The organism is Nitrosomonas marina, from assembly GCF_900110145.1.
Classification (GTDB): domain Bacteria; phylum Pseudomonadota; class Gammaproteobacteria; order Burkholderiales; family Nitrosomonadaceae; genus Nitrosomonas; species Nitrosomonas marina.
The window spans coordinates 186,786-213,002 of record NZ_FOCP01000003.1 but is presented as its reverse complement, the minus strand read 5'-3'; the positions used below and the strand labels follow the sequence as shown (position 1 = coordinate 213,002).

Genomic DNA, 26,217 nt, shown 5'->3' with positions numbered 1-26,217 from the left:
TCTTATTCCTTTTCTTTGAACAGAGTTGGCCGTTAATCCCCGGTACAATATGCTTTTATAGCGGCCAGACCCAAATAAGCATGGGAATACTGACGCTGACAACCAGGATTTCCAAAGGCAGTCCAAGCCGCCAGTAATCGCCAAAACGGAAACCTCCCGGACCGAGTATTAATGTATTATTTTGATGGCCGATCGGTGTCAGAAAGGCGCATGAGGCGCCTACTGCAACGGCCATCAGAAAGGCATCAGGATTGACGCCAAGCTGATTGGCGGTACCTAGCGCAATCGGGCACATGACTGCTGCCGTAGCCGCATTGTTCATGACATCCGATAATGTCATGGTAACGATCAGTATCAATCCCAGTGCAATAATCGCATGCCCCTGTGCCAGGCTTTCAAGTAATCCGCGCGCAATCAAATCAGCTACGCCGGTACTTTGCATTGCGCTTGCCACCGGTATAAGTGCAGCCAGTAAAACAATGACGGACCAGTCGATCACTTGGTATGCATTGCGCAGCGGTACGATCTGGAGCCCGGTGACAGCTAATACACCGCACAAAAATGCAATGGCTGGCGGCAAGACTCCGGATACAATAATGCCAATTGCCGACAACAAAATCAGACCGCTCAGCAAAGCCTTACGCTTGTCCGGAATGCGCAGCGTTCTCTCTGCAAGCGGTACACAACCCGTATTTTCAGCAAATTCAGCAAGCGCATCAGGTGGACCCTGTAACAGCAGTACGTCGCCGGCTCTGAATTGGATAGTACGCAAACGCGCCATAGTTCGACTGCCGGTTCGAGATAATGCGAGCAAATTAACTCCATATCGCGTGCGCAGTGCTATCATACTGGGCGATCTATTTACCAGAAACGAAGCAGGCAATATGACATATTCCGCTAAAATGAGTTCGCTGGATCCGGGTTTTTTGTCTTTTTCATTATCTGACTGCTCGTTTTGCGCCGCTGCTTTTTTTTCGTTCTTTTGGGGCTCAGAATTATCCTCGTCGCTTGTCTGTTCATCAGTTTTTGCTTCCTCCAGCACTAAACCCAGGCTGGATAAGGCATTGGCAAGAGGCTCCGCTTCCGCTTCGATAATCAGAATATCATTTGCGTAGATTTTTCGACTCAGACTTGCCGGTGTTACGCGAACATCGTTTCGCACCAAACCGACAACCTGCGCATCCGCTGCGCTCAGGGCTGCTTCGGCTTCGTGCAAACGCATGCCGACGGCTTTGCTGTCTTCAGGGACACGGGCTTCAGTCAGGTAGGCGCTGAGATCGAAACCCTCGGAACCCGCCTGCTTGCGTTCAGGGACGAGTCGCCAGCCAAAGAGCGTGATGAACAGTACGCCCACTATCGCAACACTTATACCCACGGGAGCAAAGTCAAACATGGAGAAATATCCCAGTTCTGTGGTTTCTGCGCGAATGCCCGAAACGATCAGATTGGGTGGTGTGCCGATCATCGTGGTCATTCCACCGAGAATTGAACCGAAAGCTACCGGCATCAAGATTTGTCCGGGCGGCATATTCAGTCTGGCCGCCATTTGCAATGCAACCGGGATCAAGATTGCGAGTGCTCCCACGTTGTTCATAAAACCAGAAAGTACTGCAGCCAGACAGGTCAGTGCGACCATTGACAATGTCGGGCCAGATTTAACTGGTAAAAGCCATCTTGTCAGCCAGTCAACGGCTCCCGAGCTTTGCAGACCAGCGCTGAGAATCAATATACACGCGACTGTAATTACAGCGGGATGGCTGAAACCCAGGAAAGCATCAGTGTAACTGACGAGACCAGTTATCGCACAGGCCAGCAATGCTCCAACGGCAACCATATCGTGACGCCAGCTTCCCCATAAAAACAATGCGGCAGTTATCAGCAGTATACCCGTGATCTGTAACTGTTCGACCGTCAATTGGATGCTATCCATTTATATTCGACACTACCATCCGTCCTGATAAAGCGTTAGAAGTGAGGATGCGTTATCAACAAGCGTTGTGATACTGTGACGGTTGAATCTTAGTTCATCCAGTTTTCGCAATTCCGGGGGCAGGATTTCTTTCAGATCAAAATCAAATTGTATCAGCGAGGATACATGCGCTGCGTTCCGATAGAATTTGCCGGTTTCATCGGTGTTGGAAACCGGGTCGTGTATATCGGCGAGTACATGGATAATGTCATTGAGTGTTTCTTGTGGTAGTGCGGGCGGATACTCGTCGAAAAAATCATCTGGAACTGGTGCGGAATTAAAAGCGAATGTTTCCAGTCCGAATGCTGAACCAACTGCCTGCGCCAGCCCGCCACCAAGCGAGTGTCCGGTTACGATGATTTGCCTGCCTTGCGCGCGCTCGATGACATTCCGGGCATAGTCCATGGCATCTTCGAACTGTGTGTCGACAAGCCCAAATGTGAGCAAGGTGTCAGCTGCCGTATCTAGTGCAAGCTCTGCAAGCTCGCTGAGAGAGCATGGAAAATCACAGGTTTCTGTTCCACGGAAAGCAAGCGCTACTTCATTGGTGTTCGGGTCATAGTAAACGCCTGCCTGCATTCCGGAGTTGTTATCTTTTGTTTCAATCAGTATCCACTGATCGATGACTGTGTTGTCAAAATCATAGACCGCGTCAGCCAGTTTTGCATAAGGCAGCGAACGGCCCAGCAGATCGACAGCATGTTTTTCTTCCTGGTCGAGCATTCCATAGGGCTTCCAGGTAACATTGGGAATAAAATCAGGGTTGATGTACACCGATACGGATACAAGCTCGAATATTGAAAAATCCGTTTTGTCAGTCAAGGCCAGATTGACCACATAACGTTCTGTGCCGTAGGTGCCGGGTACATCGACTTTGGGTAAACTAAGCAAACCGTTTATTGTTGAAAAAGACGGACTGTTTAGATCAGCGCTTATATCCGGGCCTGTGTTCAATAATCTGAACTGATTGGGATTATTGGTATCTGTCCATGCCAGAGAAGCAGTGTAAAACGCCATTTCAGGCTGTTCTTCAATAATGATTTTCTGCAGGCAAAGTAAGCCATTATCTATAACAAAAGTAGCAGGGGCGGTGTGTTCAGAGCAGTCAACAGTTGAGGCTCTTGCCGTTGAGATGTTGAGCAGAACGCAGCTTGCTATTATCAGCAAGTGAGCAAAACAAGTATTTCTGGGCATTATTGTTTCTTTTACAGTTTTGTAGATTCGATGACGATTCGGGAAAATTATAACTCTGAATGCCTCACACGTGATATGTATTTAGTTTAATAATCAGTTGCTAACTCGAAGATACATTTTGATAAAACGCATTCTATGCAACGAGAGCGACACAGCTTTGGGTGGAATTTTATTTTTAAAAGCAAATGTTGTATCAAACAGCCATTTTTATGCTTGTGTTTGAACTTGATCGCTTACTGATTAACTGAAAGAATACCGCAACCAATGTTCGAGAGTTATGCCGTGAATGACAAGGTCGATAATAAACAGGATTTGCCAATTGAGTTGGGTGGGCTCAGTAACGAGGATACGCAAAGAATATTGGCAGCAGCAAAGCGTCGTACCTTTAACAGCGGTGAAAAGCTGATACAGCAGGGTGACATAGGTACTAGCATGTTTATTATTTTATTCGGACGGGTACGTCTAAGCATGCTCCAGGAAGACGGTAGTGAACGGGTTGTCAATATGCTGCAACAGGGGGATCATTTTGGTGAACTGTCATTGCTGATCGGTGGTCGTCGTGCAGCAACAGCGACGGCCGTCATGGATACAACGGTACTGGAGATTTCCAAGCGCGACTTTTATCAGTTGGCTAAAACTTTGCCTGAGTTTTCAATCAAGCTAAGCCGTACTATTGGTAAATGGTTGCTGGGCGCTCAGTCTCGAAAAATTGTGCGCCATAAGCAGGATATAATCGGATTGATTCGTACCTCCGAATTGACATCATTGATTGCGCCTTCCGTGGTGCATTTTTTTTCCCAGAAAAATAAAACAATAGAAGTTTTTACTGATCGAATGTCATTCTGGGAACTAACTGCGCATAAAAATTCGTTTCCAATCCATACACTAAATTCCTCGACGGACAAAACAAAATTTTTACTGGAATTAATATCAGCTACGAAGCGTTGTGACCATGTGTTTATCGATTTGCATGGGGGGCGGATAACTGCGGAACTGTTATTGCAATGTGAACGAATCTGGTGGTTGATTGAGCAGAATCGACCAGTCAAACAAGCCTTCATCGAACTGGCCGAAGCGATGCTTCAGCAGCATTCGGAACTTAAAAGGCGCATCCAGGCTGTCTGGATACAATCAAAATCTTATAATCTCGCGGATAATTCCACGTATGTAATGCCGACAGATCTTGAAGCGGTACGATGTATCTATAGCGCGTATAACAATGAAATGCGGACTGCGGATCTAACACGTCTTTATCATATTGCAAGAGACGTTCACATGGGGCTGGCGCTGGGCGGCGGCGGTGCACATGGTCTGGCGCATATTGGTGTTATTGCGGCATTTGAAGAGCACGGGCTATATTTTGATCGTGTCGCAGGTACCAGTGCGGGCGCGATCATTGCCGTGGGACTTGGGGCAGGATTTAATCCAAAGCATCTACTGAACCTGTTTAACAATGAAATGCAACCGCCCGGAATTATGCGCTTCATACCTAAAATGAGTCAGTTTTATTTGTGGACGTTATTCAGGTTTGGCTTGATAGAACACAGGTTAAGAAAATATTTGAAAGGCCTTATGCTCGAGCAATTGTTGCTGCCGGTACATACGATTTCGGCTGATCTGATCAGCGGTCAGGCAGTTATCCGTTCAAACGGGGGAGCGGTCAATAGTATATTGGAGAGTATTAATTATCCGGTTTTTGGCAAGCCGATCTGGCGAGACGGGCTTGCTCTTGTAGATGGCGGCGTATTGATCAACGTACCAAGTTCCGTTCTCAGAAAACAGTGTGCGGACTATATAGTCGCCGTTGATGTTGGAACTAAATTGCACCCTACATTCGGCAAAAATAATGCGCATACTCTTGAAAGTGAAATGCAGCATGTTGGATATTTCTCAACACTCAACCGCGTTCTTGAGGTCAGTTCACATGAATTGGCCAAATTGCATATGTCAGAAAGCGATTTTCTGTTGACTCCGGATACTTCAGCCTTTCCCTTTGCCGACTTTACGCGTGGTGAGCAGCTTTTCGAATCAGGATATGCAGCGGCAGAGAAGGTTATGCCGGAATTGAAGCAGCGCTATGAGCGCTTTGTGGAGATGGAATAATATTTGTCTTATTGCCGGTTCAGATCAAGCGCATTAACGTTATTGCCTGAAATTGTTTGAAATTACCCAGGCTGTATAAAAACGGTCATACGAGAACAATTAAAAGGCAAGGAAATCAACCTGAGTTCAATCGGTCTAAATGAAATTGCGTGGAGATACGAAGATGCCCTTACAATTATCGGACATTGTGAAAAAACAGAATATTTATTTTAGGTGGTGATGTGCTGGCTAAAGAGGGTGCTGAATACCGTCACAATTACGACAACTGGCACTTAATTAAAGATCGGGCAACCTGTAAAGACAGCATTGCTAAAACTTAAGAAGTTATCACAAACTATTCTGATGGAGCGTATATATTTGCTTTTGTCACAGAACAAACAGTCAACAAGTTATTCAGGTTGGATGCCTGAAAGCGCTTCGCATTTTACAAGCACCATACAATTCCAACGTTAGATGATTACAGGATACAGTGAATGAGTGATAGTTGTTGCGATGGACACCTGGATGCTGCCGAGCTTGAATATCGGCAGCGACGCGTATTGATCATTGTGCTTTTAATTAATGTCGCCTCTTTCGTTGTGATGGCCGCAGGTTCGATTTTTAGTGGTTCATCATCCTTGCTTTCCGGAATGCTTGATAATCTTGGTGACGCACTGACCTACGGACTGAGTCTCGCAGTTGTCGGAGCAAGTCATTTGGCAAAAGCAAGAGTGGCCCTTTTCAAGGGAGTACTCATCGCAGCAGCTGCATTAATCGTCGCTACTCAAATTTACTGGCATTTCCTACATCTTGAGGTTCCAAAGGTCGAAACTATGGGTATCGCAGCCTTAGTCAATCTTTTTGCAAATCTCATCTGTCTGTGGCTTCTGACTCCTTTTCGCCATAGTGATATCAATATGTCTTCGGTATGGGAGTGTTCCCGAAACGACACTTTCGACGGTGTGGCGGTGTTAATTGCGTCATTCAGTGTATGGATCTTGGGTTCGGCCTGGCCAGATATTCTGGTAGCTGCCATACTGCTCATGTTGTTTACCAAATCCGCCATACGAGTTCTTCGTGGTGCGTGGATCGAACTGAAGAATTCCTCTTAACAACCATGCGGCCAGGTTGCTACTTGCATTCAATCCTAAACAGGCAGTGAGAGTATTGAAAACTGTTTAATGCTTGCAGGTTGGGTGACAGAGCGCATAGTTACGCAGGTGCCCAGCGGCGATCAATGCAGCGCCAATAAGTGTTGCAGTACGTTCTACGTCCTTGCCCAACGCTTCATGTCCCATAATTGCAGTGAATATTAAAACAATTAATCCGGTCAGACCTAATAGAGCGACGCTCCAGCTCTTGTGTTGTTTGCAGCTAGATGAAAGAGATATGAGGCTAAGCGGGACAACTAACCCTAACAAGAATTCATGAAAAAATTCTTGTCCGAATACAGAAACAGCCAATGCCGGAAAAAAACTCAGCAAGAAAGGAAGACTGAGACAGTGAAAGGCGCAGATTGCTGAAGTACATATAGCGCATTTATCCAAAAAGGGAGTATATTTTGAGAAATTAAGCATCAAAGTTCATCAATTAAATTATGATACGTTATAACATAACAAAATTTAATTGAGTATGTCTACGGGTCTCTTTCTGGTGTCTGTCTAAAAACGTATATGAATAATTCTTGTTAGCCTGGAAAACACGTTCAGACGAACAGCCAAATGCACGCAGTGCTTTAAATGGCGCTGATGCGAGGGTTAGATTTTAAAGCGGGAGGGAAGGTGTAAAAAAGTCCGGCTATTCACAATCGAGAACCTTGAGCGTGTATTGGTTGCCCATAATACCGGGCATTGGCTGTCGCTTGGCGATGACCTGAAAGACCTTGAAGGTGTGTTGGTCAAATAGCTATTGTTTCTAGATTCACAGCTTCCTTAAACTCATTAATTCTGGCTGGGGTAGGGTGATTGCACAGTGCACGATTTGTTTTATTAACTGCTTCAAAAAGGTGGCTGGTCTCAGATATGTGTCATCTTGCATAAGAATCTGTAAGAAATGCAGAAGTTACGGATGCGTAAACAGATAAATACGTAGCGTTAGTTGATTATTTACACCAATGTGTGAAGAACTGGCGCGACATAATTTGCTCATTGAAGTATTCACGTGCGCAGATGCGACAATTTGTCACATTTTCAAGGAAAGTAGCTGACATTACAATCCTTTCCCACTGCAGATAAAAATATGCTTATAAGAATTTCTTATTGAATAGTTTCCAATTTAATGGAACAGGTCCTAACTGCCTCAATAAAAAAAACTCTTAATTAAAGGAAATACATTGTTCAAATGATTAAAAATAATTTTTTACATAATGCAAATTATGCATTGATCTTGCTAATTCTTTCAATGGGAATCAACCTTAATGCTTATGGGCACGGCAATGAGGATCACTCAGGATCTACAACGGTTGTGCCTGGTCTTCCGGAATGTCAGATTCTTGCAGCTGCACGATTATTTGACGGTATCAATTTTCCCCAAGATAACAAGGCTGTTCTTATCGAAGGAAACAAGATAAAGCAAATCGGTACCTTGGCAGAGTTAAGTAGCCAGTGCGCCAATCAATTGGATCTGGGTGATTCAACCATATTGCCGGGTTTTATCGAACGACACGGCCACATTGCATTTCAGAATGTCAATAAAGGTGTTGTGTTGAAAAACGGTATCACGACGGCACAGGATGTCGGCGGTCCTTTGAAAGCTATGGAGGGTGGCCAAGGCACATTGCGATTATTAAGCTCGGGACCTATTATCCAAACTGTAGACGGTTATCCACTTAATATTTTCGGTGGTGATGGCGGCTATGACAAAATTGGAATTACCGTTTCATCAGTAACCGAAGCAGAAGCAGTCGTACAGGAATTAGTGAATGGTGGAGCTTCCGCCATAGTCATTTCTTTAGAACCCGGTGGCGAACCGGGAAGACATTGGCAGACGCATGGCAATCCAATTCCGGCTACGCCTTGGCCAATGCTTTCTGCGGAGATTACGCAAGCCATCGTGACGAAAGCACATGCGCTTGGAAAGCGTGTAATGGCGTTTGTAGGTGAGGAAACTGGCTTGATTCGCGCCCTGGATGCCAATATTGATGAGCTGGTTCATATACCGTGTGATGAGATCAGTGATGAACTGCTACAACGAATCGCGGACGACGGTGTTACGGTCGTTTCTACGCTCGACACACATTCAAGTTGCGAACATATGTTGGATAATGCTGCCGGACTTGGTATGAAAGGTGCCAGGGTGATTTACGGTTCCGAAGTTGCACATGATAATGTTCCATGGGGAATCAATGGGCAGGAGTTACATACCATGTTACACGCATTGAGCGGAGAAACGATTGATTTTGCAGATGTTGTCAATGTTATTAAAGCTGCAACGTCAAAAGCCGCGGAAGATCTTGGCATTCCCGGCTTGGGTACATTGGCTCCGGATGCTCCGGCAGATATAATTGCAGTAAAAGGTAATCCATTTGAGAGATTTAAAATCCTGGAATACCCGGATTTGGTTTTGTCCGGCGGACGTGCGATTGTCAACAATTATATCAATCAATCATCCGAGGAAGCGATCAACTGCTTCTTTAATTGGGCGGAAGGTAAATATTCCGGGGTTTTGGCGCCTGCTGGCGTGTCAACGCAAAATTCAGGTGTTTACAGTTATCGCTATTATCCGGGTACTAATGCTTACTTGGGTGTTTCCTCGGCCGACCATCATCTTTATTACATGAATGAAGGCGAAGGCCAATTGCACGACCAGGGCTTGCTGGTTAATTGGCTGCCGGTATCTGAATGCACTATATAACTTTTCAATCCAGAAAATACAGACAGGGATTCGATATTATTTGTAAATAGATGAATTTCCAGATGAGCATTGACTTGCATGGCAAAGCGGCGTTGGGAAATGCCGTGCATTTTGACACAACGGTGCAAGAGAAAAATATCCCGTACCCCACGGATAGTATGTTCGCGATCAGGATAATTAACTGCTTGAACAGAATTGTCAAAGCACGCAGTATTTCTCAGCGTCGCACTTTCGTCAAGGAAGTCAAATCGCTCCGACTGGATATCTGACATCCTCATCATGTTAAAAAAAGCCAGGGACAAACGCGCGCTAAAGCAACTGAGAACCATTGCAGAGATATTGATGCGGAAACTACCGCAGCAGAGTTACCTTGAATGCTATCAGCAAGACTGTCAGTTGTATGAGCGCATTTTAAAACAGCAACTCAAGGATACAGACAAATTCTATTCCCTGCATGAGCCGCAAGTGTATTATGGTGCTAAAAGGAAAGGCCATAAACAATACGAGTATGGCAGCAAGGCATCAATTGCCTGTACGGCTCAAAGCAATGGCATTGTTGGGGTTGTCAGCCATGAACAGCACTAGCACGGCAGCCGTACGTTACCATAAATATTCCAGCATATTGGAGTTCGCGCGGCAAGGCAGTCAAAGTAGCTGCGTGTAATCGCGGTTGTCGCAGCAATTGTGAAGTGAATGGAACGGCTATCATTTTGCCGGGCACAGCACTCAAGCGATACGCCCGATATCAGAAAAAACAGAAACAAAATTAGTGCCGCAGGCGCGCAGCAATTGAACCCATTATCGGCCATTTGAAATCGGACTATCAAATAACGAGAAATTATCTGAAAGGCGCAGTGGATGATGCAATGATGCGCTGAAAATTTTCAGCCAAAATTTTTTCAGATTTGATTCAGTAACCCACGCGTCTGAAACAAAATTTGGATTGTAGGAAATACATACCGAAGTGTTGTTTTAATTGATGAATGGAATCTGTTCATTGAAAAACAAGTAACAGTCCTATAAAGTATGAAGTATTAATTATTAATCATACTGATTACTTGTCATGGTTTTCGTTGATTTTCCTGTTCGGACGAAATCGAGTGCACTCAATATCCTTGGGGCGATACTGGTTGAAGTATTTGAGAAATACGATGCGAAGCTTCGGTTAGTTGTATACACAGCACAAACACATTGTGAACGACTGAATCTCAGTCTAAAAGCGAGGTAGATGTTTTGCAAAGTGCAAAGAGATGTCTGTGCCAGATAAGCGAGTATGAAAATACTGCTCCTGATAATTGCACATTTGGGAAAAAATTCTCTGCATTTCTGCTGATCTCGATGGCGGTCGTTGTATTCAATACGAGTTTTGCAGCGGGTATTCCAACACTGAGTGAAATCGAGGTACGCGCGAACACCAGAGAACTAATTGGTGTAGCCGATTCTGCGAATGAGGGTACGGTGCTCAAAGAACAACTCGACCAGCGTGTGGTATACCGTCCGGGTGAGCTGCTGGAGACAGTGCCGGGTCTGATTGTTACACAACATAGCGGCGAAGGTAAGGCTAATCAATATTTTTTGCGCGGATTCAATCTTGATCATGGTACCGATTTGCGGGTTATAGTGGACGGAATGCTAGTCAATCAGCGTTCACATGGACATGGGCAGGGGTGGGCCGATACAAATTTCGTCATACCGGAATTGATCAGCGCTGTTCAGTATCAGAAAGGCCCTTATTACGCAAATCATGGAGATTTTTCATCGGCGGGTATTGTTCACATGCGGTACTTAGATACGCTTCCTGCTGGTATTGCCAGTTTCAGCGCTGGCGATCAAGGCTTCAATCGGGGTATGGTTGCAAAATCACAGGCGATGGGTGGGGGCAATGCGTTATTTGCACTGGAGCTGCTCAGAAAAAACGGTCCGTGGACTAATAAGGAAAGATATAAAAAGTTCAATAGTGTTTTGCGTTACAGTCAGAATACGGGCAATACCCGATTCAATATCACTGCAATGGGTTACGGTGGCCGGTGGAATGCAACTGACCAGATTCCTCACCGGGCTGTCGCTGATAATCTCATTTCGCGACTGGATACGATTGATCCGACCGATGGCGGCGAGGCGCATCGATTCAGCCTGTCAACAGCGGCTGAGCATCAAAGCCGCTTCGGTATCACAAAGGTCAATTTGTATACTTTGCATACCAATCTTGCGTTATTTTCAAATTTTACTTATTTTCTGGATGATCCGGTCAACGGTGATCAGTTTGTGCAAATTGACAAGCGTTTCCAGTCAGCGCTGGATTTGAGTCACGCATGGATCAATGAATTTGCCGGTCTGGCATTGGAAAATTCTATAGGCTTTCAATTTCAAAATGATGTCATTGATAACGGATTGCTGAGAACGAGAGAACGCAAAACGCTCTCAACTACCCGTAAGGATCACATTTTACAGAACAGCATTGCGGTTTATTACCAGAACAGCGTGCAGTGGCTGGAAAAATTTCGAACGGTAGCGGGTGTGCGCAGCGATTTTTACTGGTTTGACGTTAACAGTAATCTGAATGTGAATTCGGGCCAGGTATATGACAGTATGACCAATCCCAAGTTGAGTGTAATTCTGGGCCCCTGGCTGCAGACGGAATACTATTTCAATTACGGCAGCAGTTTTCACAGCAATGATGCGCGTGGTACAACTACGACAATTGATCCCAAAACAGGTGAAGCCATCAATCGAGTGCATCCGCTAGTGCGCTCAACAGGATTCGAAACAGGATTCAGAACAGCAATATTGCCAGGGATACAGGCGTCGCTTGCTTTTTTTCGTCTTGATATTGATTCAGAGTTGTTGTTTGTAGGTGATGCGGGCACTACGGAGGCTTCCCGGCCTAGCAGGCGGGACGGGCTTGAGGCTTCAATTTTTTATAAACCCTTGGATTGGTTGACGATTGATCTTGATTATGCGATCACACGGGCGCGGTTTACAGATTTTGATCTCGCAGGCAACCATATTCCACAGGCAATACGAGGTGTTGGTAAAGCTGCAATTGCATTGAATAATCTGGGTCCATTTTTTGGCGGATTGCAATTTCGTTACTTCGGAAAACGAGCACTTATCGAAGATAACAGCGTGCGTACTGATCCTACCATCACTTTAAATGGACAGCTTGGGTATAAAATTGGCAAAAAAGCACAGCTTGTGTTGCAGGCGTTCAATATATTGAATTCACATGATCATGCTATAGATTATTTTTATACATCCAGATTGCCTGGGGAGTCGGCGGAAGGTATTAATGACACACATTTTCATCCTATCGAAACCCGTGCGTTACGGGCCAGTATTGTTGCTCACTTTTAACCGCCGGGTTGCAGCACTTAACTGTGAAACGGACAGTGTCCCCTGATTTGTTAAAATACGAAAAATCTTGTTGCCATTTATCTCAAAAAAACAGTTGAAAAAGGATGAAAATTTTATTGAATGGAAAATGTATGCTTAAATGTGTAATTATATTTTAATTATTATCTGGAGAGAATAATGGCAAGAGCAAGTGCAAGGCATATCCTGGTTAAAACTGAAGGCGAGTGTAACGACTTGAAAAGCGAAATTGCAAATGGTGCGCATTTCAGTGATTTGGCTGAAAAATATTCGTTGTGTCCGTCCGGTAAACAGGGTGGGGAGCTGGGTGAGTTTGGTCCTGGCCAGATGGTCAAGGAGTTTGATACCGTGGTTTTCAGTGCGCCAGTAGGCGAGGTGCAGGGGCCGGTAAAAACCCAGTTTGGCTATCATCTCGTAGAAGTGACTGCACGAGAGGAGTAGCTTATTGAAAAAATCAGGCGACTTTGGGATGTCAGTCGGTATAGTCAGGGGAGCGACAGGCTCCCTTTTTAGTATTCAGCCTGCTGTTGGTTTTGCGCGTCAGTTCGATGGATTTGTTCTCTGCAGAAAATAACCGGTGGTCGACGATTAGAAAGCTGTTCGGCTTTGTTTCACCTTACAAACGACAGGTTTTATATGGGCTGTCAGCTCTACTGCTTACTGCAGCCATCACCCTGTCGATTGGCCAGGGAATTCGTCTGCTGATAGATCAGGGTTTTGCAACCCAGTCAAAAGACCTATTGGGTCAGTATGTATTGGTTTTTTTAGGTTTGGTATGTGCATTGGCCGTAGGTACATTTACCCGTTACTATTGGGTTACCTGGCTCGGTGAACGTGTGATTGCAGACATTCGATGCAAAGTATTTAATCATCTTATTCATCTGCATCCCGGTTTTTTTGAGAATAATCGTGGCCTTGAAATTCAATCGCGTTTGACTGCAGATATGACGCTGCTGCAATCGGTGATTGGTTCGTCGATTTCGTTTGCATTGAGAAATTTTATTATGATGCTAGGTGGCATCGTCTGGTTGTTTATTACCAATGCGAAACTCACTGTGATCGTAATGGTGTGTGTTCCGTTAGTGGTCGTTCCCATTTTGGTATTTGGACGCAGGGTCCGCGGTTTGTCAAGAGTAAGCCAGGATAAGGTGGCTGCGGTCGGCGCTTATGTCGGGGAAATTCTCGGACAGATTAAAACGGTGCAGGCCTATAATCATCAACCTATCGATCAGCGCAGATTTTTCGATTATGTAGAGGAAGCTTTTAGAGTCGCGAAGCATCGGACTATACAGCGTGCGTTATTGGTGACAATGGTGATAGTGCTGGTTCTGGGCGCTGTTGGTGTCATGCTCTGGATCGGAGGTATCGATGTAATTGAAGGCCGTATCAGCGGTGGAGAGCTGGCTGCATTTGTTTTCTATAGCGTGATTGTCGGATCGGCAGTAGCCTCGATATCGGAAGTGATTGGTGAATTGCAACGTGCGGCGGGTGCTGCGGAACGCACTATGGAATTGCTCCATGCGCCGAACGAAATTACATCGCCACAAACAAAACAATTACTTCCCAGAGTTTCCGGTCAAATCGAAATTGATCGAATATCCTTTGCTTATGCCTCGCGTCTACAGGTTCCGGTGATCGACGCGTTGTCACTGCGAATTCATGCAGGTGAAACTTTAGCACTGGTAGGCCCGTCAGGCGCTGGTAAATCGACGCTGTTTGATCTGCTGCTGCGGTTTTTTGACTGCCAGTCGGGGTGTATCAGACTGGAAGGAATTGATATACGCCAACTGGATCTTTTCGACCTGCGCCGATGTTACGCATTGGTATCACAGAACCCTGCATTGTTTTATGGCACTATTCTTGAAAATCTGCAATATGGAAAACCTGATGCCAATCAAAAAAGTGTTGAGGCTGCAGCGAAAGCCGCATATGCGCATGATTTCATCGTAGATTTGCCGCAGGGATATCAGACAAAAATTGGTGATTTGGGACAAGGGTTATCCGGTGGCCAAAAACAAAGGCTGGCAATTGCACGTGCAATTCTAGCCGACGCCCCCGTTCTGCTGCTTGATGAAGCAACCAGCGCGCTGGATGCGCAAAGTGAGTTCTGGGTACAACAGGCATTGAAGCGATTAATGATCAATCGCACTACACTGGTGATTGCGCATCGATTATCAACTGTGCAGTCAGCCGATCGCATTGCGGTGCTCAATCATGGGCGATTGGAGGCACTGGGCACACACGCTGAATTAATGACAACCAGCCATTTGTATGCACAATTGGCGACTTTGCAATTTCAATCTGAATGACGCTGTAAATAGCCAGAAACGTTTGCCAAAATATCCAAATGTGAATATGAAATTGTTAAAATACGCAACCAGGCAAATAAAACTTAATAGTAGGGGCGAACAAGATTTTTACATTGACTGAGCTAGCAGATCAGTATAGAATCCCGCTTTTTTTAGGCGTAGAGAAGATTATAAGGTCCTGTTCCAGGATAGACAGATAGATGGCATCTTGGATAACAGTTAAACCACTTGTGATTGTTCTGCGCTGGCAGTTGTTAATTACAATTGTCGCGACATGTGTGTTAGCACTGCTGATGGATTTGCAGTATGCCGTATCGGCATTTCTTGGAGGAATGGTTAGTATTATCTCCTCAGCGGCATTTGCGATAATAGTCTCGCGTCACAAAGGTTATTCAGCTGGCGGGACAATTAGGACAGCTTTAAGAGCAGAAGCCGTAAAGATTTTTTTAACAATTACCTTGCTGTGGATTGTGTTCAAAACGTACGACGGCGTCAAAGCATATGCATTCATTGGTGTTTTTATATTAACGGTGATTGCGCACAGCTTGGCATTGTTTGTATCGGATAGCAAAAAAAATACAGACCGCATCAACTAAACTTATTCTTACTATATAACAGGTTGCGAATGGCAGCAGATTCAGAACTAACCCCAACGAAATATATCGATCATCATTTGACGCATATGACGGTGCAAGTCAGTGAAGGCGCATTCTGGACATTGCACATAGATACCCTGGTGACATCAATACTCCTCGGTTTTCTCGGCATCGGATTTGTATGGCTTGTTGTGCGTAAAGCAACGCCGGGCGTGCCGAGCAGGCGGCAAGCATTCGTTGAATTGATGATCGAATTTATCGATAACGAAGTTAAAAATACATTCCATGGAAACAGGCATGTGTTTGTTGCACCTACCGCGTTGACAATTTTTGTCTGGGTGATCTTGATGAATACCATGGACATCATGCCAATCGATATCACAGCATGGGTTACGGAAAATGTTTTCGGCTTGCATTACTGGAAAATTGTACCCACGACGGATGTGAACACAACGTTTGCGCTGGCGCTGTCCATCTGGTTTTTAATGATATTTTTCAGTGTAAAAGTTAAAGGGCTGGGCGGATGGATGCACGAGTTGTTTTGCACGCCTTTCGGAAAGAATCCACTACTGTGGATTTTGAATCTGCTTTTTAATTTTATTGAATATGTATCCAAGCCATTGTCGCATTCGCTACGTTTGTTCGGAAATATTTATGCAGGCGAGATCATTTTCTTGCTGCTAGGCATGTGGGCTGCGACTGGGGTAGCGGGTGCGTTCTTTGGTGCAATACTCGGTGCGGGTTGGGCTATTTTTCATATTTTGATTGTGACACTACAGGCATTTATATTCATGATGCTTGCGGTGGTTTATATTTCGATGGCGCATGAGTCGCACTAATTAATTAAAAGTTTTTTATTGGAAATCTTTAATCATAAACTAAAGGAAAAGGCATGGAGAATATAGAGTATTTGGCATTGATTCAAGCATACACCGGGATCGGTATTGGTCTGATGATTGGATTGGGTGCTGCAGGTGCTTGTATTGGTGTGGGTGTGATGTGTAGCCGTTTTCTGGAGGGTGCAGCGCGCCAGCCTGAAATGATTCCGACTTTGCAAGGTAAAGTGTTTCTGCTGCTCGGCTTGACTGATGCATCATTTATTATTGCAGTAGGTTTGGCAATGTTGTTTGCATTTGGTAATCCATTGTTGGCAGTTATACAATAATTAAATTTTGTTTAAAACCAATATGGGTTGGTCATGAATATTAACTTTACATTAATTTCTCAGGCGCTTGCGTTTTCAACATTCATATGGTTTACAGTTAAGTTTGTCTGGCCGCCATTGTTAAAGGCAATTGAAGAGCGTCAAAAAACGATTGCAGACGGTCTGGCGGCAGGAGAGCGCGGGAAGCATGAGCTGGAATTGGCAAGTCAACGATCATCAGAAATCTTGAAAGAGGCGAAACAGCAGGCGGCAGAGATTATTCAGCAGGCTGAGAAGCGCGCTTCAGAGATTGTTGAGGAATCCAAAAAAACGGCAAAAGAAGAAGGTGGTCGTATTATTTCAGGCGCAAAGGCAGAAATAGACCACGAGATCTTCAGTGCAAAAGAAGCGTTGCGCCAACATGCTGCAGAACTGGCAATTGCAGGCGCATCAAAAATTCTTCGTAGGGAAGTCGATGCAAAAGCACATGCAGATTTGCTTGCAACAATTGAGGAAGATTTAAAATAATGGCAGAAGCAGTAACGGTTGCCCGGCCATATGCTGAAGCGGTCTACAAGCTGGCAATAGCTAAAAATAAGCTTTCTGATTGGTCGAATATGCTCAGTGATGCTGCAGATATATCTCAGCAGGAGCAAATTAAGGAGCTCATAGGAAATCCAGTCGTGTCGGCAAAACAGCTCGGAGAATTGCTGCTTGAAATTGGCAAGTCCAAGTTTAACCAGGAAGGCCGTAATTTTCTGCTTATGCTGGCAGAAAATAATAGAATCGGTGTTCTGCCACAAATCAGTCAACATTATGAGCATCTGAAATCGCAGCATGAAGGGATGCTCGAAGCTACTATTATTTCGGCGTTTGAAATGGACAGCGGACAATTAAAGAAATTAGTGGCATCGCTGGAGCGTAAATTCGACAGGAAAATAGACGCAAAAGTTCAGGTGAATCCAGAGTTAATCGGTGGCGTAATAGTAGAAGTTGGCGATGAAATATTCGATGCTTCCATTCGCGGTAAGCTACAAGCAATGGCTAGTGCCCTTAAAAGCTAGGAGTTAAAAAGAAATGCAGTTAAATCCATCCGAAATCAGTGAGCTGATTAGAAATAGGATAGAAGGACTTGCTGATACAGCAGAAGTACGTACGCAAGGAACCATTGTCTCGGTAACAGATGGTATTGTTCGAATACATGGTTTGTCGGATGTCATGCAAGGTGAGATGCTGGAGTTTCCAGGTAATACCTATGGGCTTGCACTTAATCTGGAGAGGGATTCAGTAGGTGCTGTGATCATGGGTGCATATGAGCATATTTCTGAAGGGGACACTGTTAAGTGCACTGGAAGAATTCTGGAGGTTCCTGTAGGAGAAGGATTGCTTGGGCGTGTAGTAAATGCCCTTGGACAACCGATTGATGGAAAAGGTCCTATTACTTCTGAAAGATCGGAGCCTATTGAAAAAATTGCTCCAGGTGTAGTATGGCGCAAATCAGTTGATCAGCCTGTTCAAACTGGTTTAAAGTCAGTGGATTCTATGGTGCCTATTGGTCGAGGCCAGCGCGAGTTGATAATCGGGGATCGCCAAACGGGTAAAACCGCTGTAGCAATCGATGCGATTATTAACCAGAAAGGCCAGGATATGCTTTGTATTTATGTGGCTATTGGGCAAAAAGCATCATCAATTGCGAATGTGGTTCGCAAACTTGAAGAGCATGGCGCTATGGAGTATACGATCGTAGTAGCAGCCACCGCATCGGAATCAGCAGCTATGCAATTTATTGCGCCCTATTCCGGCTGTACGATGGGAGAATTTTTCCGTGATACCGGTCGCGACGCGCTAATCGTTTATGATGATTTAACAAAACAGGCATGGGCATATCGCCAGATTTCACTGCTGCTTAGGAGGCCACCAGGTCGCGAAGCATATCCGGGTGATGTGTTTTACTTGCATTCACGCCTGTTGGAAAGAGCAGCCAGAGTTAACGTCGAATATGTAGAAAAAGAGACGAATGGCGCAGTAAAAGGGAAAACAGGATCGCTGACGGCTTTGCCTATTATTGAAACACAAGCTGGTGACGTTACCGCGTTTGTACCAACGAATGTAATTTCAATTACGGACGGACAAATATTTCTGGAAACCGACTTGTTTAATGCCGGTATACGGCCTGCTATCAATGCAGGCGTTTCTGTTTCGCGTGTTGGTGGCGCGGCACAAACGAAAGTCATTAAAAAACTTGGTGGCGGTATACGTCTGGCGCTGGCGCAATATAGAGAGTTGGCGGCATTTGCACAGTTCGCATCCGATCTGGATGAGGCGACTCGCAAGCAGCTTGATCGCGGTAAAATGGCTACAGAGCTGATGAAGCAGCCTCAATATGCGACCTTGAGTGTCTCAGAAATGGCATTGACATTGTTTGCAATCAACAATGGTTATTTTGATGATGTGGATGTAAATCGCGCACTTGCATTCGAAGCTGCGCTGAAAAGTTATATTCGTGGTCAGCATGGATCAATTTTGGAAAAAATTGAAAGTACCAAGGAGCTCGATGCGGAAACAGAGAAACAACTTGTTGCTGCAATTGAAGAATTCAAGAAAAACGGAACCTACTAAGCGATGTCAGGCAGCAGAGAAATACGCAATAAGATTAAAAGCGTAAAAAATACGCAAAAAATTACGCGCGCTATGGAAATGGTTGCTGCATCAAAGATGCGCAAGGCGCAGGATCGTATGAAAAAAGCCAGACCCTATGGTGATAAAATACGAAATGTAGCTGCGCACATGAGTCGGGCAAATACCGAGTATCGGCATCCATTCTTGGTTGAACGCGATACCGTTAAACGCGTTGGTATAATCGTGATAACTTCTGACAAGGGTTTGTGCGGTGGGCTTAATACTAACGTGCTTCGGCGTACACTAAGCGAAATCAAAACATGGCAATCTGAAGGCGAAGAGGTAGAAGTCTGCTGCATAGGTAGCAAAGGCCTGGGATTCATGAACAGACTCAAGGCAAATGTCATATCACAGGTTGTCGGGTTAGGCGATAGACCCGATATGGAAAAACTGATTGGAGCAGTTAAAGTCGTGCTGGATAGTTACACTGAAGACCACTTTGATCGCGTCTATATCTTTTATAATCGCTTCATAAATACCATGAAGCAAGAGCCTGTTATGGAAAAACTGCTGCCACTCAGTGATGAGAAAATGCAATCTGAAGCAGACAGCGATAAAAATGCATCGTCTACCGGCTGGGATTATATTTATGAGCCTGAAGCGAAACCGGTTATAGATGATATTATGGTTCGTTATGTAGAAGCGCTTATCTATCAGGCGGTGACGGAAAATATGGCCTCTGAACAATCAGCGCGAATGGTGGCAATGAAAGCTGCTTCAGATAATGCAGGTAACGTAATCGATGAATTAACGCTTGTTTATAACAAGTCACGACAGGCGGCAATTACCAAAGAGTTGTCAGAAATAGTGGGCGGCGCAGCAGCTGTTTAAATATAAAGTATTTAGGATAAAACAATGAGTCAAGGAAAAATTGTTCAGTGTATTGGTGCGGTGGTAGACGTGGAGTTTGAACGTGATTCCATTCCAAAAGTTTACGATGCATTAGTAATGGAAGGTTCTGATCTGACATTGGAAGTTCAGCAGCAGTTGGGTGACGGTGTGGTACGCACAATCGCATTAGGGTCTTCCGATGGATTGCGTCGCGGCATGACAGTTACGAATACCAAAGCGGAGATTACGGTTCCGGTTGGTACTAAAACACTTGGACGGATCATGGATGTGCTTGGCCGCCCAATAGATGAAATGGGTGAGATCGGCTCGGAGCAGGCAATGTCCATACATCGTCAGGCGCCAGCTTTTGATGAATTATCGGCGTCGACTGAATTGCTCGAAACCGGTATTAAGGTTATTGATCTGATTTGCCCATTTGCTAAAGGCGGTAAAGTGGGTCTGTTTGGTGGTGCAGGTGTTGGTAAAACAGTCAACATGATGGAGCTGATCCGGAATATTGCTATCGAACATAGTGGTTATTCCGTCTTCGCGGGTGTCGGAGAGAGAACACGCGAAGGTAATGACTTTTATCATGAGATGAAGGACTCGAACGTACTGGATAAAGTAGCATTGGTTTATGGTCAAATGAACGAGCCACCCGGGAACAGACTTCGCGTTGCGCTGACAGGCTTAACCATGGCTGAAGCATTTCGGGACGAAGGCCGGGATGTTCTGTTTTTTGTTGACAATATATACCGGTATACACTTGCCGGCACGGAGGTGTCTGCATTGTTGGGACGTATGCCTTCTGCAGTAGGTTATCAACCCACACTTGCAGAGGAAATGGGGCGCTTGCAAGAACGCATTACATCAACTAAAACGGGTTCAATTACTTCGATTCAGGCAGTATATGTACCTGCCGATGACTTGACTGACCCGTCGCCTGCGACAACCTTTGGCCATTTGGATGCTACCGTAGTGTTATCGCGAGATATTGCATCACTTGGAATTTATCCGGCAGTAGATCCGTTGGATTCAACATCGAGACAGCTCGATCCCTTAGTTGTTGGGGAAGAGCACTATAATACCGCTCGCCAGGTTCAACAAACCCTTCAGCGCTACAAGGAATTAAGAGATATTATTGCGATTCTGGGCATGGATGAGTTGTCAGCCGAAGACAAACTTGCTGTTGGTCGGGCACGTAAAATCCAGCGCTTCCTTTCCCAGCCATTTAATGTAGCTGAAGTATTTACCGGTGCACCAGGCAAATATGTACCATTGAAAGAAACCATTAAAGGATTTAAAGGCATTGTTACTGGAGAATACGATGATTTACCAGAACAGGCATTTTATATGGTTGGCAGTATTGAAGAAGCTGTAGAAAAAGCCAAAAGCATTCAATAACGAGTATATATAAAAATGGGTACAGTTTTTCATCTGGATATTGTCAGTGCCGAAGAATCAATTTATTCGGGTCCCGTAGAATTTCTCGTTGCGCCCGCACTCATGGGTGAACTGGGTATATATCCGCGACATACACCTTTATTGACGAAGATTAAGTCAGGAATGGTAAGAATCAAAGCGCAGCTAAAAGAAGAAGAATTGGTGTATGTCTCAGGCGGAATGCTTGAAGTTCAGCCGGATGTGGTTACAATATTGGCCGACACAGCGATACGTAGCGACGACCTGGATGAGGCGAAGGCAATAGAAGCGAAACGTGCTGCTGAAGATGCAATGAAGGATCGCACCTCCGAACTGGATTATGCGCGTGCACAGGCTGAATTAATGGAAGCTGTAGCACAGTTGGCTGCCATTGAGAAATTAAGAAAACGCAGACATTAGTACACTATTCATGTGTATAAGCTAGGGGCGACAATTGAATGTCGCCTTTTTTTTTATATCAAGTGCTTTTGTTGTTGAAATTAAAAGGATTAATTGAACTCAGATAACCGTTTTGTCTCCTGAAATACGTGTGGTATTGTGCTGTTTCAGACGCATCGATGGTATACGAAATAATAATACAATCTATAATTGATCTAGTAAATTGCATAGTTTCGCAAGAGGAGTATTTATAATGACGTCTGAACTGAATATAGTCATTTTGGCTGCAGGCAAGGGGAAGCGCATGCATTCATCTATGCCCAAGGTATTGCATACATTGGCTGGTAAGGCTTTACTCGCGCATGTTCTGGATGTGGCCAATAGGTTAACTCCTAACCAGATTTGTATTGTAATCGGTCATGGTGGAGAAAGCGTAAGGAATGTTACCAGTGATACAAGTTTGATATGGGTTATGCAAGAACCTCAATTAGGTACGGGACATGCTGTTTTACAGGCACAGCCATATTTAGATAGGGAGGGATTGACTTTAATTCTATATGGAGATGTACCTCTTGTCAGCCTTGCATCGTTAAAAAAACTCATCGACGCGACGCAAAATCGTGTATGTGGCATATTAACGGCGATAGTTGACGATCCTGATGGCTATGGGCGGATTATTCGTGACGAAAACAACGGCGAAGTCAAAAATATCGTAGAGGATAAAGACGCTAACACCGTACAAAAGGCCATACACGAAATTAATACAGGTATCATGGTTATTCCGAATCAATATTTGCATTCATGGTTGCCAAAACTGGAATCAAATAACGCCCAGCAGGAATACTACCTGACAGACATTGTTAAGATGGCAGTAGCTCAGAATGTGCCCGTCGTATCTTCACCCGCCATGCATAGTTGGGAAATAATGGGCGTCAACAGCAAGGTGCAGCTGGCAGAACTCGAGCGTATTTATCAGCACAATTATGCGCAAAAATTATTGGAAAAGGGCGCACTTTTGCGTGATCCTGCAAGGATAGATGTTCGGGGTGAATTAATCTGCGGTGCAGATGTTGAGATTGACGTCAATTGTGTTTTTGAAGGAACAGTCATATTAGGTGATCATGTAAAGGTCAAGGCTAATTGTCTGTTAAAAGATGTCTCTGTTTCAGAGAAGACAACGATACTGCCATTCAGTCATATAGAAGATGCAAAAATTGGGGCTAATTGCAGAATCGGCCCGTACTCAAGAATTCGACCGGAAACGGAACTTATCGACAACGTGCACATTGGTAATTTCGTTGAGGTGAAAAAAAGCAGAATTGCGTCTGGCAGTAAAGTAAATCACCTTAGTTATATTGGAGACACCACGATTGGTGAGAATGTCAATATCGGTGCGGGCACGATTACTTGTAATTATGACGGCGCCTATAAACATCAAACGATTATCGAGGATAATGTGTTTGTTGGTTCCGATACGCAACTTGTTGCACCGGTAACAGTTGCATATGGTTCAACCATTGGTGCTGGTTCCACGATAACCAAAGATACTCCCAAAAATGAATTAACGCTTTCAAGATCAAAGCAGGTCAGTATATCCGGATGGAAGCGACCGTCAAAATCATAGCTCTTTTGCAAAAAAATTACTGGTACAGGGATAAATCGTATGTGCGGAATTGTGAGTGCTGTTGCAAATAACAATGTAGTTCCCGTCTTGCTCGAAGGGTTGTTGCGCCTGGAATATAGGGGTTACGACTCAGCAGGTCTGGTGATTACCAATAATGGGCTGCAGAGATTGCGAACTGCTGGGCGAGTTGCCGAACTGAAAAAAAAGGCTGATGAACAAAGTACGTACGGATTAGCGGGTATTGCGCATACACGGTGGGCGACACATGGTGAACCCTCTGAACGAAACGCGCATCCGCATTTGTCTGGAACTGAGTCCAGAATTGCTGTTGTCCATAACGGTATTATCGAAAATCATGAATCAATGCGCAAGCAGTTGCAGGCAGAAGGCTATGAATTCGTATCGGATACGGATACCGAAGTTATTGCACATCTGATTGCATATAATTTAAAAAATACGACGGATCTGTTGAAAGCGGTTTGTTTGTCGATATCTGAACTGCAGGGTGCGTACGCCATCGCAGTGATGGAAGAAGAAAACCCTGAACGAATCGTAGTCGCGCGTAACGGCGCCCCGTTATTATTAGGATTGGGTGAAGATGGTATTTATGCAGCCTCTGATGCATCCGCTCTGCTGCAGACAACCCGCAATATGATTTATCTTGAAGAAGGTGACGTTGCCGAGCTGTATAAAGATCAATACCATATTTTCGATTGCTCGGAGGGATATATAGGCAGCGAAGTTCAGCGACCTGTTCATCAAAGCGATTTGACGAGTGATGCAATCGACATGGGCCCATACGATCACTTTATGCAAAAGGAAATCTTCGAGCAACCGAGCGCCGTGGCTAATACGCTTGAAATGGTATTTAATGCTCAATCCGTTTCTCCCGGCCTGTTTGGTAATGCTGCCGAGAAAATATTTTCGAAAACGCATAGTTTGCTTATTCTTGCTTGCGGTACAAGTTACCATGCTGGTCTCGTAGCGCGGTACTGGATGGAATCCGTCGCTGGACTGCCATGTACCGTTGAGATAGCCAGTGAATATCGTTATCGTAATCCAGTTGCAGATCCTCATACGCTGGTTGTAGGTATATCTCAATCTGGTGAGACTGCAGACACGCTGGCCGCGATGAATTATGCGAAGCAACTGGGCCATTTGCACAGTCTGGCAATCTGTAACGTAGCAGAAAGTGCGCTGATCAGGCAGACAGATCTGCGGTTTTTGACGCGTGCAGGACCGGAGATAGGCGTTGCTTCGACAAAAGCATTTACCACGCAACTTGCTTCGTTATTGTTATTGACCGTGTTGCTGGCAAAGATGCGCAGCAAGTTATCGGTAGAAAAAGAGCGCGAGATGATTGCCATGCTGCGGCATTTACCAGCTGCGCTGCAAGCATCGTTGCAGATAGAACCAGAAGTCCAGGAGTGGTCGCAGCGGTTCTCTGAGAAACGTCATGCACTCTTTCTCGGTCGTGGAATGCATTATCCGATTGCGATGGAAGGTGCTTTGAAGTTAAAGGAAATTTCATATATTCACGCCGAAGCGTATGCATCGGGTGAATTAAAGCATGGCCCGCTGGCGCTTGTAGACAGGGATATGCCGGTTGTCGCCATAGCGCCAAATGATCAGCTGTTGGGAAAGCTTAAATCAAATTTGCAGGAAGTAAACGCCCGGGGCGGGGAATTATATGTTTTTGCTGACGCAGATACTGAGATTGAAGAGAGTGATAGCCTTCACGTTATTCGACTGGCTGAGCATGCGGGAATTTTGAGTCCGATTTTACATACGATACCGCTGCAATTGCTGGCTTACCATGTTGCCCTTGTCAAGGGCACCGATGTGGATAAACCTAGAAATCTTGCTAAAGCGGTAACGGTAGAATAAATGAAACTGTTTGCATTCTTAGCTTGGATTCATGCTGTATTGAACGCTGTATTTTTCTTTTTTCCCGGTCGTGGCGAATGGTAAGATTAACTTTCTTAATACAGGATGTAAAATAAATGGCAGGTCATAGTAAATGGGCGAATATCAAGCATAAGAAAGCAGCACAAGACGCCAAACGCGGTAAAATTTTTACACGCTTAATTAAAGAAATAACCGTAGCTGCCCGATTGGGCGGCGGAGATCCAAACAGTAATCCGCGATTGCGTCTCGCCATGGACAAAGCGTTTGGCCAGAATATGCCCAAAGACAATGTGGAACGTGCCATAAAGCGTGGTAGTGGCGATCTTGAGGGCGTCAATTACGAAGAAATCCGGTATGAAGGTTATGGAATTTCAGGTGCTGCGGTGATGGTCGATTGCATGACGGATAACCGGATGCGAACTGTTGCAGATGTGCGCCATGCATTCAGTAAATTCGGTGGCAATCTGGGCACTGATGGTTCGGTTGCTTTTCAGTTCAAGCATTGTGGGCAGTTTATATTTGCACCGGGTACACCGGAAGACAAGCTTATGGAAGCGGCGCTGGAGGCTGGGGCCGAAGATATCATCAGCAATGATGATGGAAGTGTTGAGGTTGTTACAGCACCTTATGAATTTGTTTCTGCAAAGGAGACAATGGAAAATGCCGGTTTTATCGCTGAATTGGCAGAAGTGACAATGAAGCCTATCAATGAAACTGTTTTAACTGGTGACGATGCGGCCAAAATGCAGAAGCTGCTTGACGCACTGGAAAACCTGGATGACGTTCAGGCTGTTTATACCACAGCGGTACTTGATGAGTAATTTCAAACACAGGTG

24 protein-coding genes are annotated in these 26,217 nt (G+C 44.9%); 21 read left to right on the top strand and 3 right to left on the bottom strand.

All coding sequences use genetic code 11. The features are described 5' to 3' along the window. Positions 1 to 55: 55 nt before the first annotated feature. Both BMX44_RS03625 and BMX44_RS03620 read right to left on the bottom strand, forming a co-directional pair. Positions 56 to 1,930 (bottom strand): SLC13 family permease, encoded by a 1,875-nt coding sequence (locus tag BMX44_RS03625; protein ID WP_218143914.1) that lies wholly within the window; start codon positions 1,928 to 1,930, stop codon positions 56 to 58. Positions 1,931 to 1,942: 12 nt separating this feature from the next. After that, a complete protein-coding gene (locus BMX44_RS03620) occupies positions 1,943 to 3,163 on the bottom strand; it encodes a Tle-like phospholipase domain-containing protein (protein ID WP_143056878.1) in 1,221 nt (406 codons plus the stop codon). A gap of 264 nt (positions 3,164 to 3,427) precedes the next feature. Here BMX44_RS03620 and BMX44_RS03615 point away from each other — a divergent pair, with 264 nt between their 5' ends. The 3 genes from BMX44_RS03615 (at position 3,428) to BMX44_RS03610 (ending at position 6,357) form a co-directional block, all read left to right on the top strand. Beyond that, positions 3,428 to 5,266 (top strand): patatin-like phospholipase family protein, encoded by a 1,839-nt coding sequence (locus BMX44_RS03615; RefSeq protein ID WP_090628117.1) that lies wholly within the window; start codon positions 3,428 to 3,430, stop codon positions 5,264 to 5,266. A 200-nt stretch (positions 5,267 to 5,466) separates the two neighbouring features. Continuing rightward, complete coding sequence (imm40, locus tag BMX44_RS17615) at positions 5,467 to 5,586, top strand: Imm40 family immunity protein (protein ID WP_483869859.1); 120 nt, start codon at positions 5,467 to 5,469, stop codon at positions 5,584 to 5,586. A 153-nt stretch (positions 5,587 to 5,739) separates the two neighbouring features. Continuing rightward, on the top strand, positions 5,740 to 6,357 hold the full coding sequence (locus tag BMX44_RS03610) for a cation efflux transmembrane domain-containing protein (protein ID WP_090628114.1): 618 nt from the start codon (positions 5,740 to 5,742) through the stop codon (positions 6,355 to 6,357). A 66-nt stretch (positions 6,358 to 6,423) separates the two neighbouring features. Here BMX44_RS03610 and BMX44_RS03605 read toward each other — a convergent pair whose 3' ends face one another. Then, on the bottom strand, positions 6,424 to 6,822 hold the full coding sequence (locus BMX44_RS03605) for a MerC domain-containing protein (RefSeq protein ID WP_090628112.1): 399 nt from the start codon (positions 6,820 to 6,822) through the stop codon (positions 6,424 to 6,426). 763 nt (positions 6,823 to 7,585) lie between these two features. Between BMX44_RS03605 and BMX44_RS03600 the strand changes: the two genes are divergently transcribed. The 18 genes from BMX44_RS03600 to BMX44_RS03515 all read left to right on the top strand — a co-directional run bounded on the left by BMX44_RS03600 (position 7,586) and on the right by BMX44_RS03515 (position 26,202). Then, complete coding sequence (locus BMX44_RS03600) at positions 7,586 to 9,097, top strand: amidohydrolase family protein (protein WP_090628109.1); 1,512 nt, start codon at positions 7,586 to 7,588, stop codon at positions 9,095 to 9,097. Between the two features lie 62 nt (positions 9,098 to 9,159). Further along, positions 9,160 to 9,366 carry a hypothetical protein gene (locus BMX44_RS03595; RefSeq protein WP_090628106.1) on the top strand — a complete coding sequence of 69 codons (207 nt, stop codon included), beginning with the start codon at positions 9,160 to 9,162 and terminating at the stop codon, positions 9,364 to 9,366. 10 nt (positions 9,367 to 9,376) lie between these two features. Continuing rightward, positions 9,377 to 9,682 carry a cyclin family protein gene (locus BMX44_RS03590; protein ID WP_090628103.1) on the top strand — a complete coding sequence of 102 codons (306 nt, stop codon included), beginning with the start codon at positions 9,377 to 9,379 and terminating at the stop codon, positions 9,680 to 9,682. 753 nt (positions 9,683 to 10,435) lie between these two features. After that, complete coding sequence (locus BMX44_RS03585) at positions 10,436 to 12,451, top strand: TonB-dependent receptor (RefSeq protein WP_090628100.1); 2,016 nt, start codon at positions 10,436 to 10,438, stop codon at positions 12,449 to 12,451. A 177-nt stretch (positions 12,452 to 12,628) separates the two neighbouring features. Next, positions 12,629 to 12,910, top strand: a complete 282-nt coding sequence (locus tag BMX44_RS03580; protein ID WP_090628097.1) for a peptidylprolyl isomerase — start codon at positions 12,629 to 12,631, stop codon at positions 12,908 to 12,910. 107 nt (positions 12,911 to 13,017) lie between these two features. Continuing rightward, positions 13,018 to 14,778, top strand: a complete 1,761-nt coding sequence (locus tag BMX44_RS03575) for an ABC transporter transmembrane domain-containing protein (protein WP_090628095.1) — start codon at positions 13,018 to 13,020, stop codon at positions 14,776 to 14,778. 230 nt (positions 14,779 to 15,008) lie between these two features. Further along, on the top strand, positions 15,009 to 15,374 hold the full coding sequence (locus BMX44_RS03570) for an ATP synthase subunit I (protein ID WP_245738816.1): 366 nt from the start codon (positions 15,009 to 15,011) through the stop codon (positions 15,372 to 15,374). Between the two features lie 29 nt (positions 15,375 to 15,403). Continuing rightward, complete coding sequence (gene atpB, locus BMX44_RS03565) at positions 15,404 to 16,213, top strand: F0F1 ATP synthase subunit A (RefSeq protein ID WP_090628090.1); 810 nt, start codon at positions 15,404 to 15,406, stop codon at positions 16,211 to 16,213. Positions 16,214 to 16,266: 53 nt separating this feature from the next. Continuing rightward, entirely contained in the window at positions 16,267 to 16,539 is a 273-nt protein-coding gene (gene atpE, locus BMX44_RS03560) for a F0F1 ATP synthase subunit C (protein WP_090628087.1), read from the top strand. Positions 16,540 to 16,572: 33 nt separating this feature from the next. After that, on the top strand, positions 16,573 to 17,046 hold the full coding sequence (locus BMX44_RS03555; protein WP_090628084.1) for a F0F1 ATP synthase subunit B: 474 nt from the start codon (positions 16,573 to 16,575) through the stop codon (positions 17,044 to 17,046). Continuing rightward, a complete protein-coding gene (locus BMX44_RS03550) occupies positions 17,046 to 17,582 on the top strand; it encodes a F0F1 ATP synthase subunit delta (protein ID WP_090628081.1) in 537 nt (178 codons plus the stop codon). Before BMX44_RS03555 ends, BMX44_RS03550 begins: the two co-directional genes overlap by 1 nt. Before the next feature lie 13 nt (positions 17,583 to 17,595). Further along, positions 17,596 to 19,137 carry a F0F1 ATP synthase subunit alpha gene (atpA, locus tag BMX44_RS03545; protein WP_090628079.1) on the top strand — a complete coding sequence of 514 codons (1,542 nt, stop codon included), beginning with the start codon at positions 17,596 to 17,598 and terminating at the stop codon, positions 19,135 to 19,137. Positions 19,138 to 19,140: 3 nt separating this feature from the next. Next, positions 19,141 to 20,028, top strand: a complete 888-nt coding sequence (gene atpG / locus BMX44_RS03540; protein WP_090628076.1) for a F0F1 ATP synthase subunit gamma — start codon at positions 19,141 to 19,143, stop codon at positions 20,026 to 20,028. Between the two features lie 24 nt (positions 20,029 to 20,052). Beyond that, positions 20,053 to 21,432 carry a F0F1 ATP synthase subunit beta gene (gene atpD, locus BMX44_RS03535; protein WP_090628073.1) on the top strand — a complete coding sequence of 460 codons (1,380 nt, stop codon included), beginning with the start codon at positions 20,053 to 20,055 and terminating at the stop codon, positions 21,430 to 21,432. A gap of 15 nt (positions 21,433 to 21,447) precedes the next feature. Beyond that, positions 21,448 to 21,870, top strand: a complete 423-nt coding sequence (locus BMX44_RS03530) for a F0F1 ATP synthase subunit epsilon (RefSeq protein ID WP_090628069.1) — start codon at positions 21,448 to 21,450, stop codon at positions 21,868 to 21,870. A 232-nt stretch (positions 21,871 to 22,102) separates the two neighbouring features. Continuing rightward, positions 22,103 to 23,473, top strand: coding sequence for a bifunctional UDP-N-acetylglucosamine diphosphorylase/glucosamine-1-phosphate N-acetyltransferase GlmU (gene glmU, locus BMX44_RS03525; protein WP_090628066.1), 1,371 nt, complete (start codon positions 22,103 to 22,105; stop codon positions 23,471 to 23,473). A gap of 39 nt (positions 23,474 to 23,512) precedes the next feature. After that, positions 23,513 to 25,360: a glutamine--fructose-6-phosphate transaminase (isomerizing) gene (gene glmS, locus BMX44_RS03520; RefSeq protein ID WP_090628064.1), complete on the top strand. Its 1,848-nt coding sequence runs from the start codon at positions 23,513 to 23,515 to the stop codon at positions 25,358 to 25,360. Positions 25,361 to 25,476: 116 nt separating this feature from the next. Then, entirely contained in the window at positions 25,477 to 26,202 is a 726-nt protein-coding gene (locus tag BMX44_RS03515) for a YebC/PmpR family DNA-binding transcriptional regulator (RefSeq protein WP_090628060.1), read from the top strand. Positions 26,203 to 26,217: the final 15 nt, after the last annotated feature.

Bases quoted from the DNA above. Each gene is read 5' to 3' on its own strand.
- BMX44_RS03615 (WP_090628117.1), top strand. From the start codon at position 3,428: ATGTTCGAGAGTTATGCCGTGAATGACAAGGTCGATAATAAACAGGAT.
- glmU (WP_090628066.1), top strand. From the start codon at position 22,103: ATGACGTCTGAACTGAATATAGTCATTTTGGCTGCAGGCAAGGGGAAG.
- BMX44_RS03575 (WP_090628095.1), top strand. From the start codon at position 13,018: ATGGATTTGTTCTCTGCAGAAAATAACCGGTGGTCGACGATTAGAAAG.
- BMX44_RS03585 (WP_090628100.1), top strand. From the start codon at position 10,436: ATGGCGGTCGTTGTATTCAATACGAGTTTTGCAGCGGGTATTCCAACA.
- BMX44_RS03620 (WP_143056878.1), bottom strand. From the start codon at position 3,163: ATGCCCAGAAATACTTGTTTTGCTCACTTGCTGATAATAGCAAGCTGC.
- atpA (WP_090628079.1), top strand. From the start codon at position 17,596: ATGCAGTTAAATCCATCCGAAATCAGTGAGCTGATTAGAAATAGGATA.
- atpE (WP_090628087.1), top strand. From the start codon at position 16,267: ATGGAGAATATAGAGTATTTGGCATTGATTCAAGCATACACCGGGATC.
- BMX44_RS03605 (WP_090628112.1), bottom strand. From the start codon at position 6,822: ATGCTTAATTTCTCAAAATATACTCCCTTTTTGGATAAATGCGCTATA.
- BMX44_RS03515 (WP_090628060.1), top strand. From the start codon at position 25,477: ATGGCAGGTCATAGTAAATGGGCGAATATCAAGCATAAGAAAGCAGCA.
- glmS (WP_090628064.1), top strand. From the start codon at position 23,513: ATGTGCGGAATTGTGAGTGCTGTTGCAAATAACAATGTAGTTCCCGTC.
- BMX44_RS03600 (WP_090628109.1), top strand. From the start codon at position 7,586: ATGATTAAAAATAATTTTTTACATAATGCAAATTATGCATTGATCTTG.
- BMX44_RS03595 (WP_090628106.1), top strand. From the start codon at position 9,160: ATGAGCATTGACTTGCATGGCAAAGCGGCGTTGGGAAATGCCGTGCAT.
- BMX44_RS03625 (WP_218143914.1), bottom strand. From the start codon at position 1,930: ATGGATAGCATCCAATTGACGGTCGAACAGTTACAGATCACGGGTATA.
- BMX44_RS03530 (WP_090628069.1), top strand. From the start codon at position 21,448: ATGGGTACAGTTTTTCATCTGGATATTGTCAGTGCCGAAGAATCAATT.
- atpD (WP_090628073.1), top strand. From the start codon at position 20,053: ATGAGTCAAGGAAAAATTGTTCAGTGTATTGGTGCGGTGGTAGACGTG.
- atpB (WP_090628090.1), top strand. From the start codon at position 15,404: ATGGCAGCAGATTCAGAACTAACCCCAACGAAATATATCGATCATCAT.
- BMX44_RS03580 (WP_090628097.1), top strand. From the start codon at position 12,629: ATGGCAAGAGCAAGTGCAAGGCATATCCTGGTTAAAACTGAAGGCGAG.
- BMX44_RS03590 (WP_090628103.1), top strand. From the start codon at position 9,377: ATGTTAAAAAAAGCCAGGGACAAACGCGCGCTAAAGCAACTGAGAACC.
- BMX44_RS03610 (WP_090628114.1), top strand. From the start codon at position 5,740: ATGAGTGATAGTTGTTGCGATGGACACCTGGATGCTGCCGAGCTTGAA.
- BMX44_RS03555 (WP_090628084.1), top strand. From the start codon at position 16,573: ATGAATATTAACTTTACATTAATTTCTCAGGCGCTTGCGTTTTCAACA.
- atpG (WP_090628076.1), top strand. From the start codon at position 19,141: ATGTCAGGCAGCAGAGAAATACGCAATAAGATTAAAAGCGTAAAAAAT.
- BMX44_RS03550 (WP_090628081.1), top strand. From the start codon at position 17,046: ATGGCAGAAGCAGTAACGGTTGCCCGGCCATATGCTGAAGCGGTCTAC.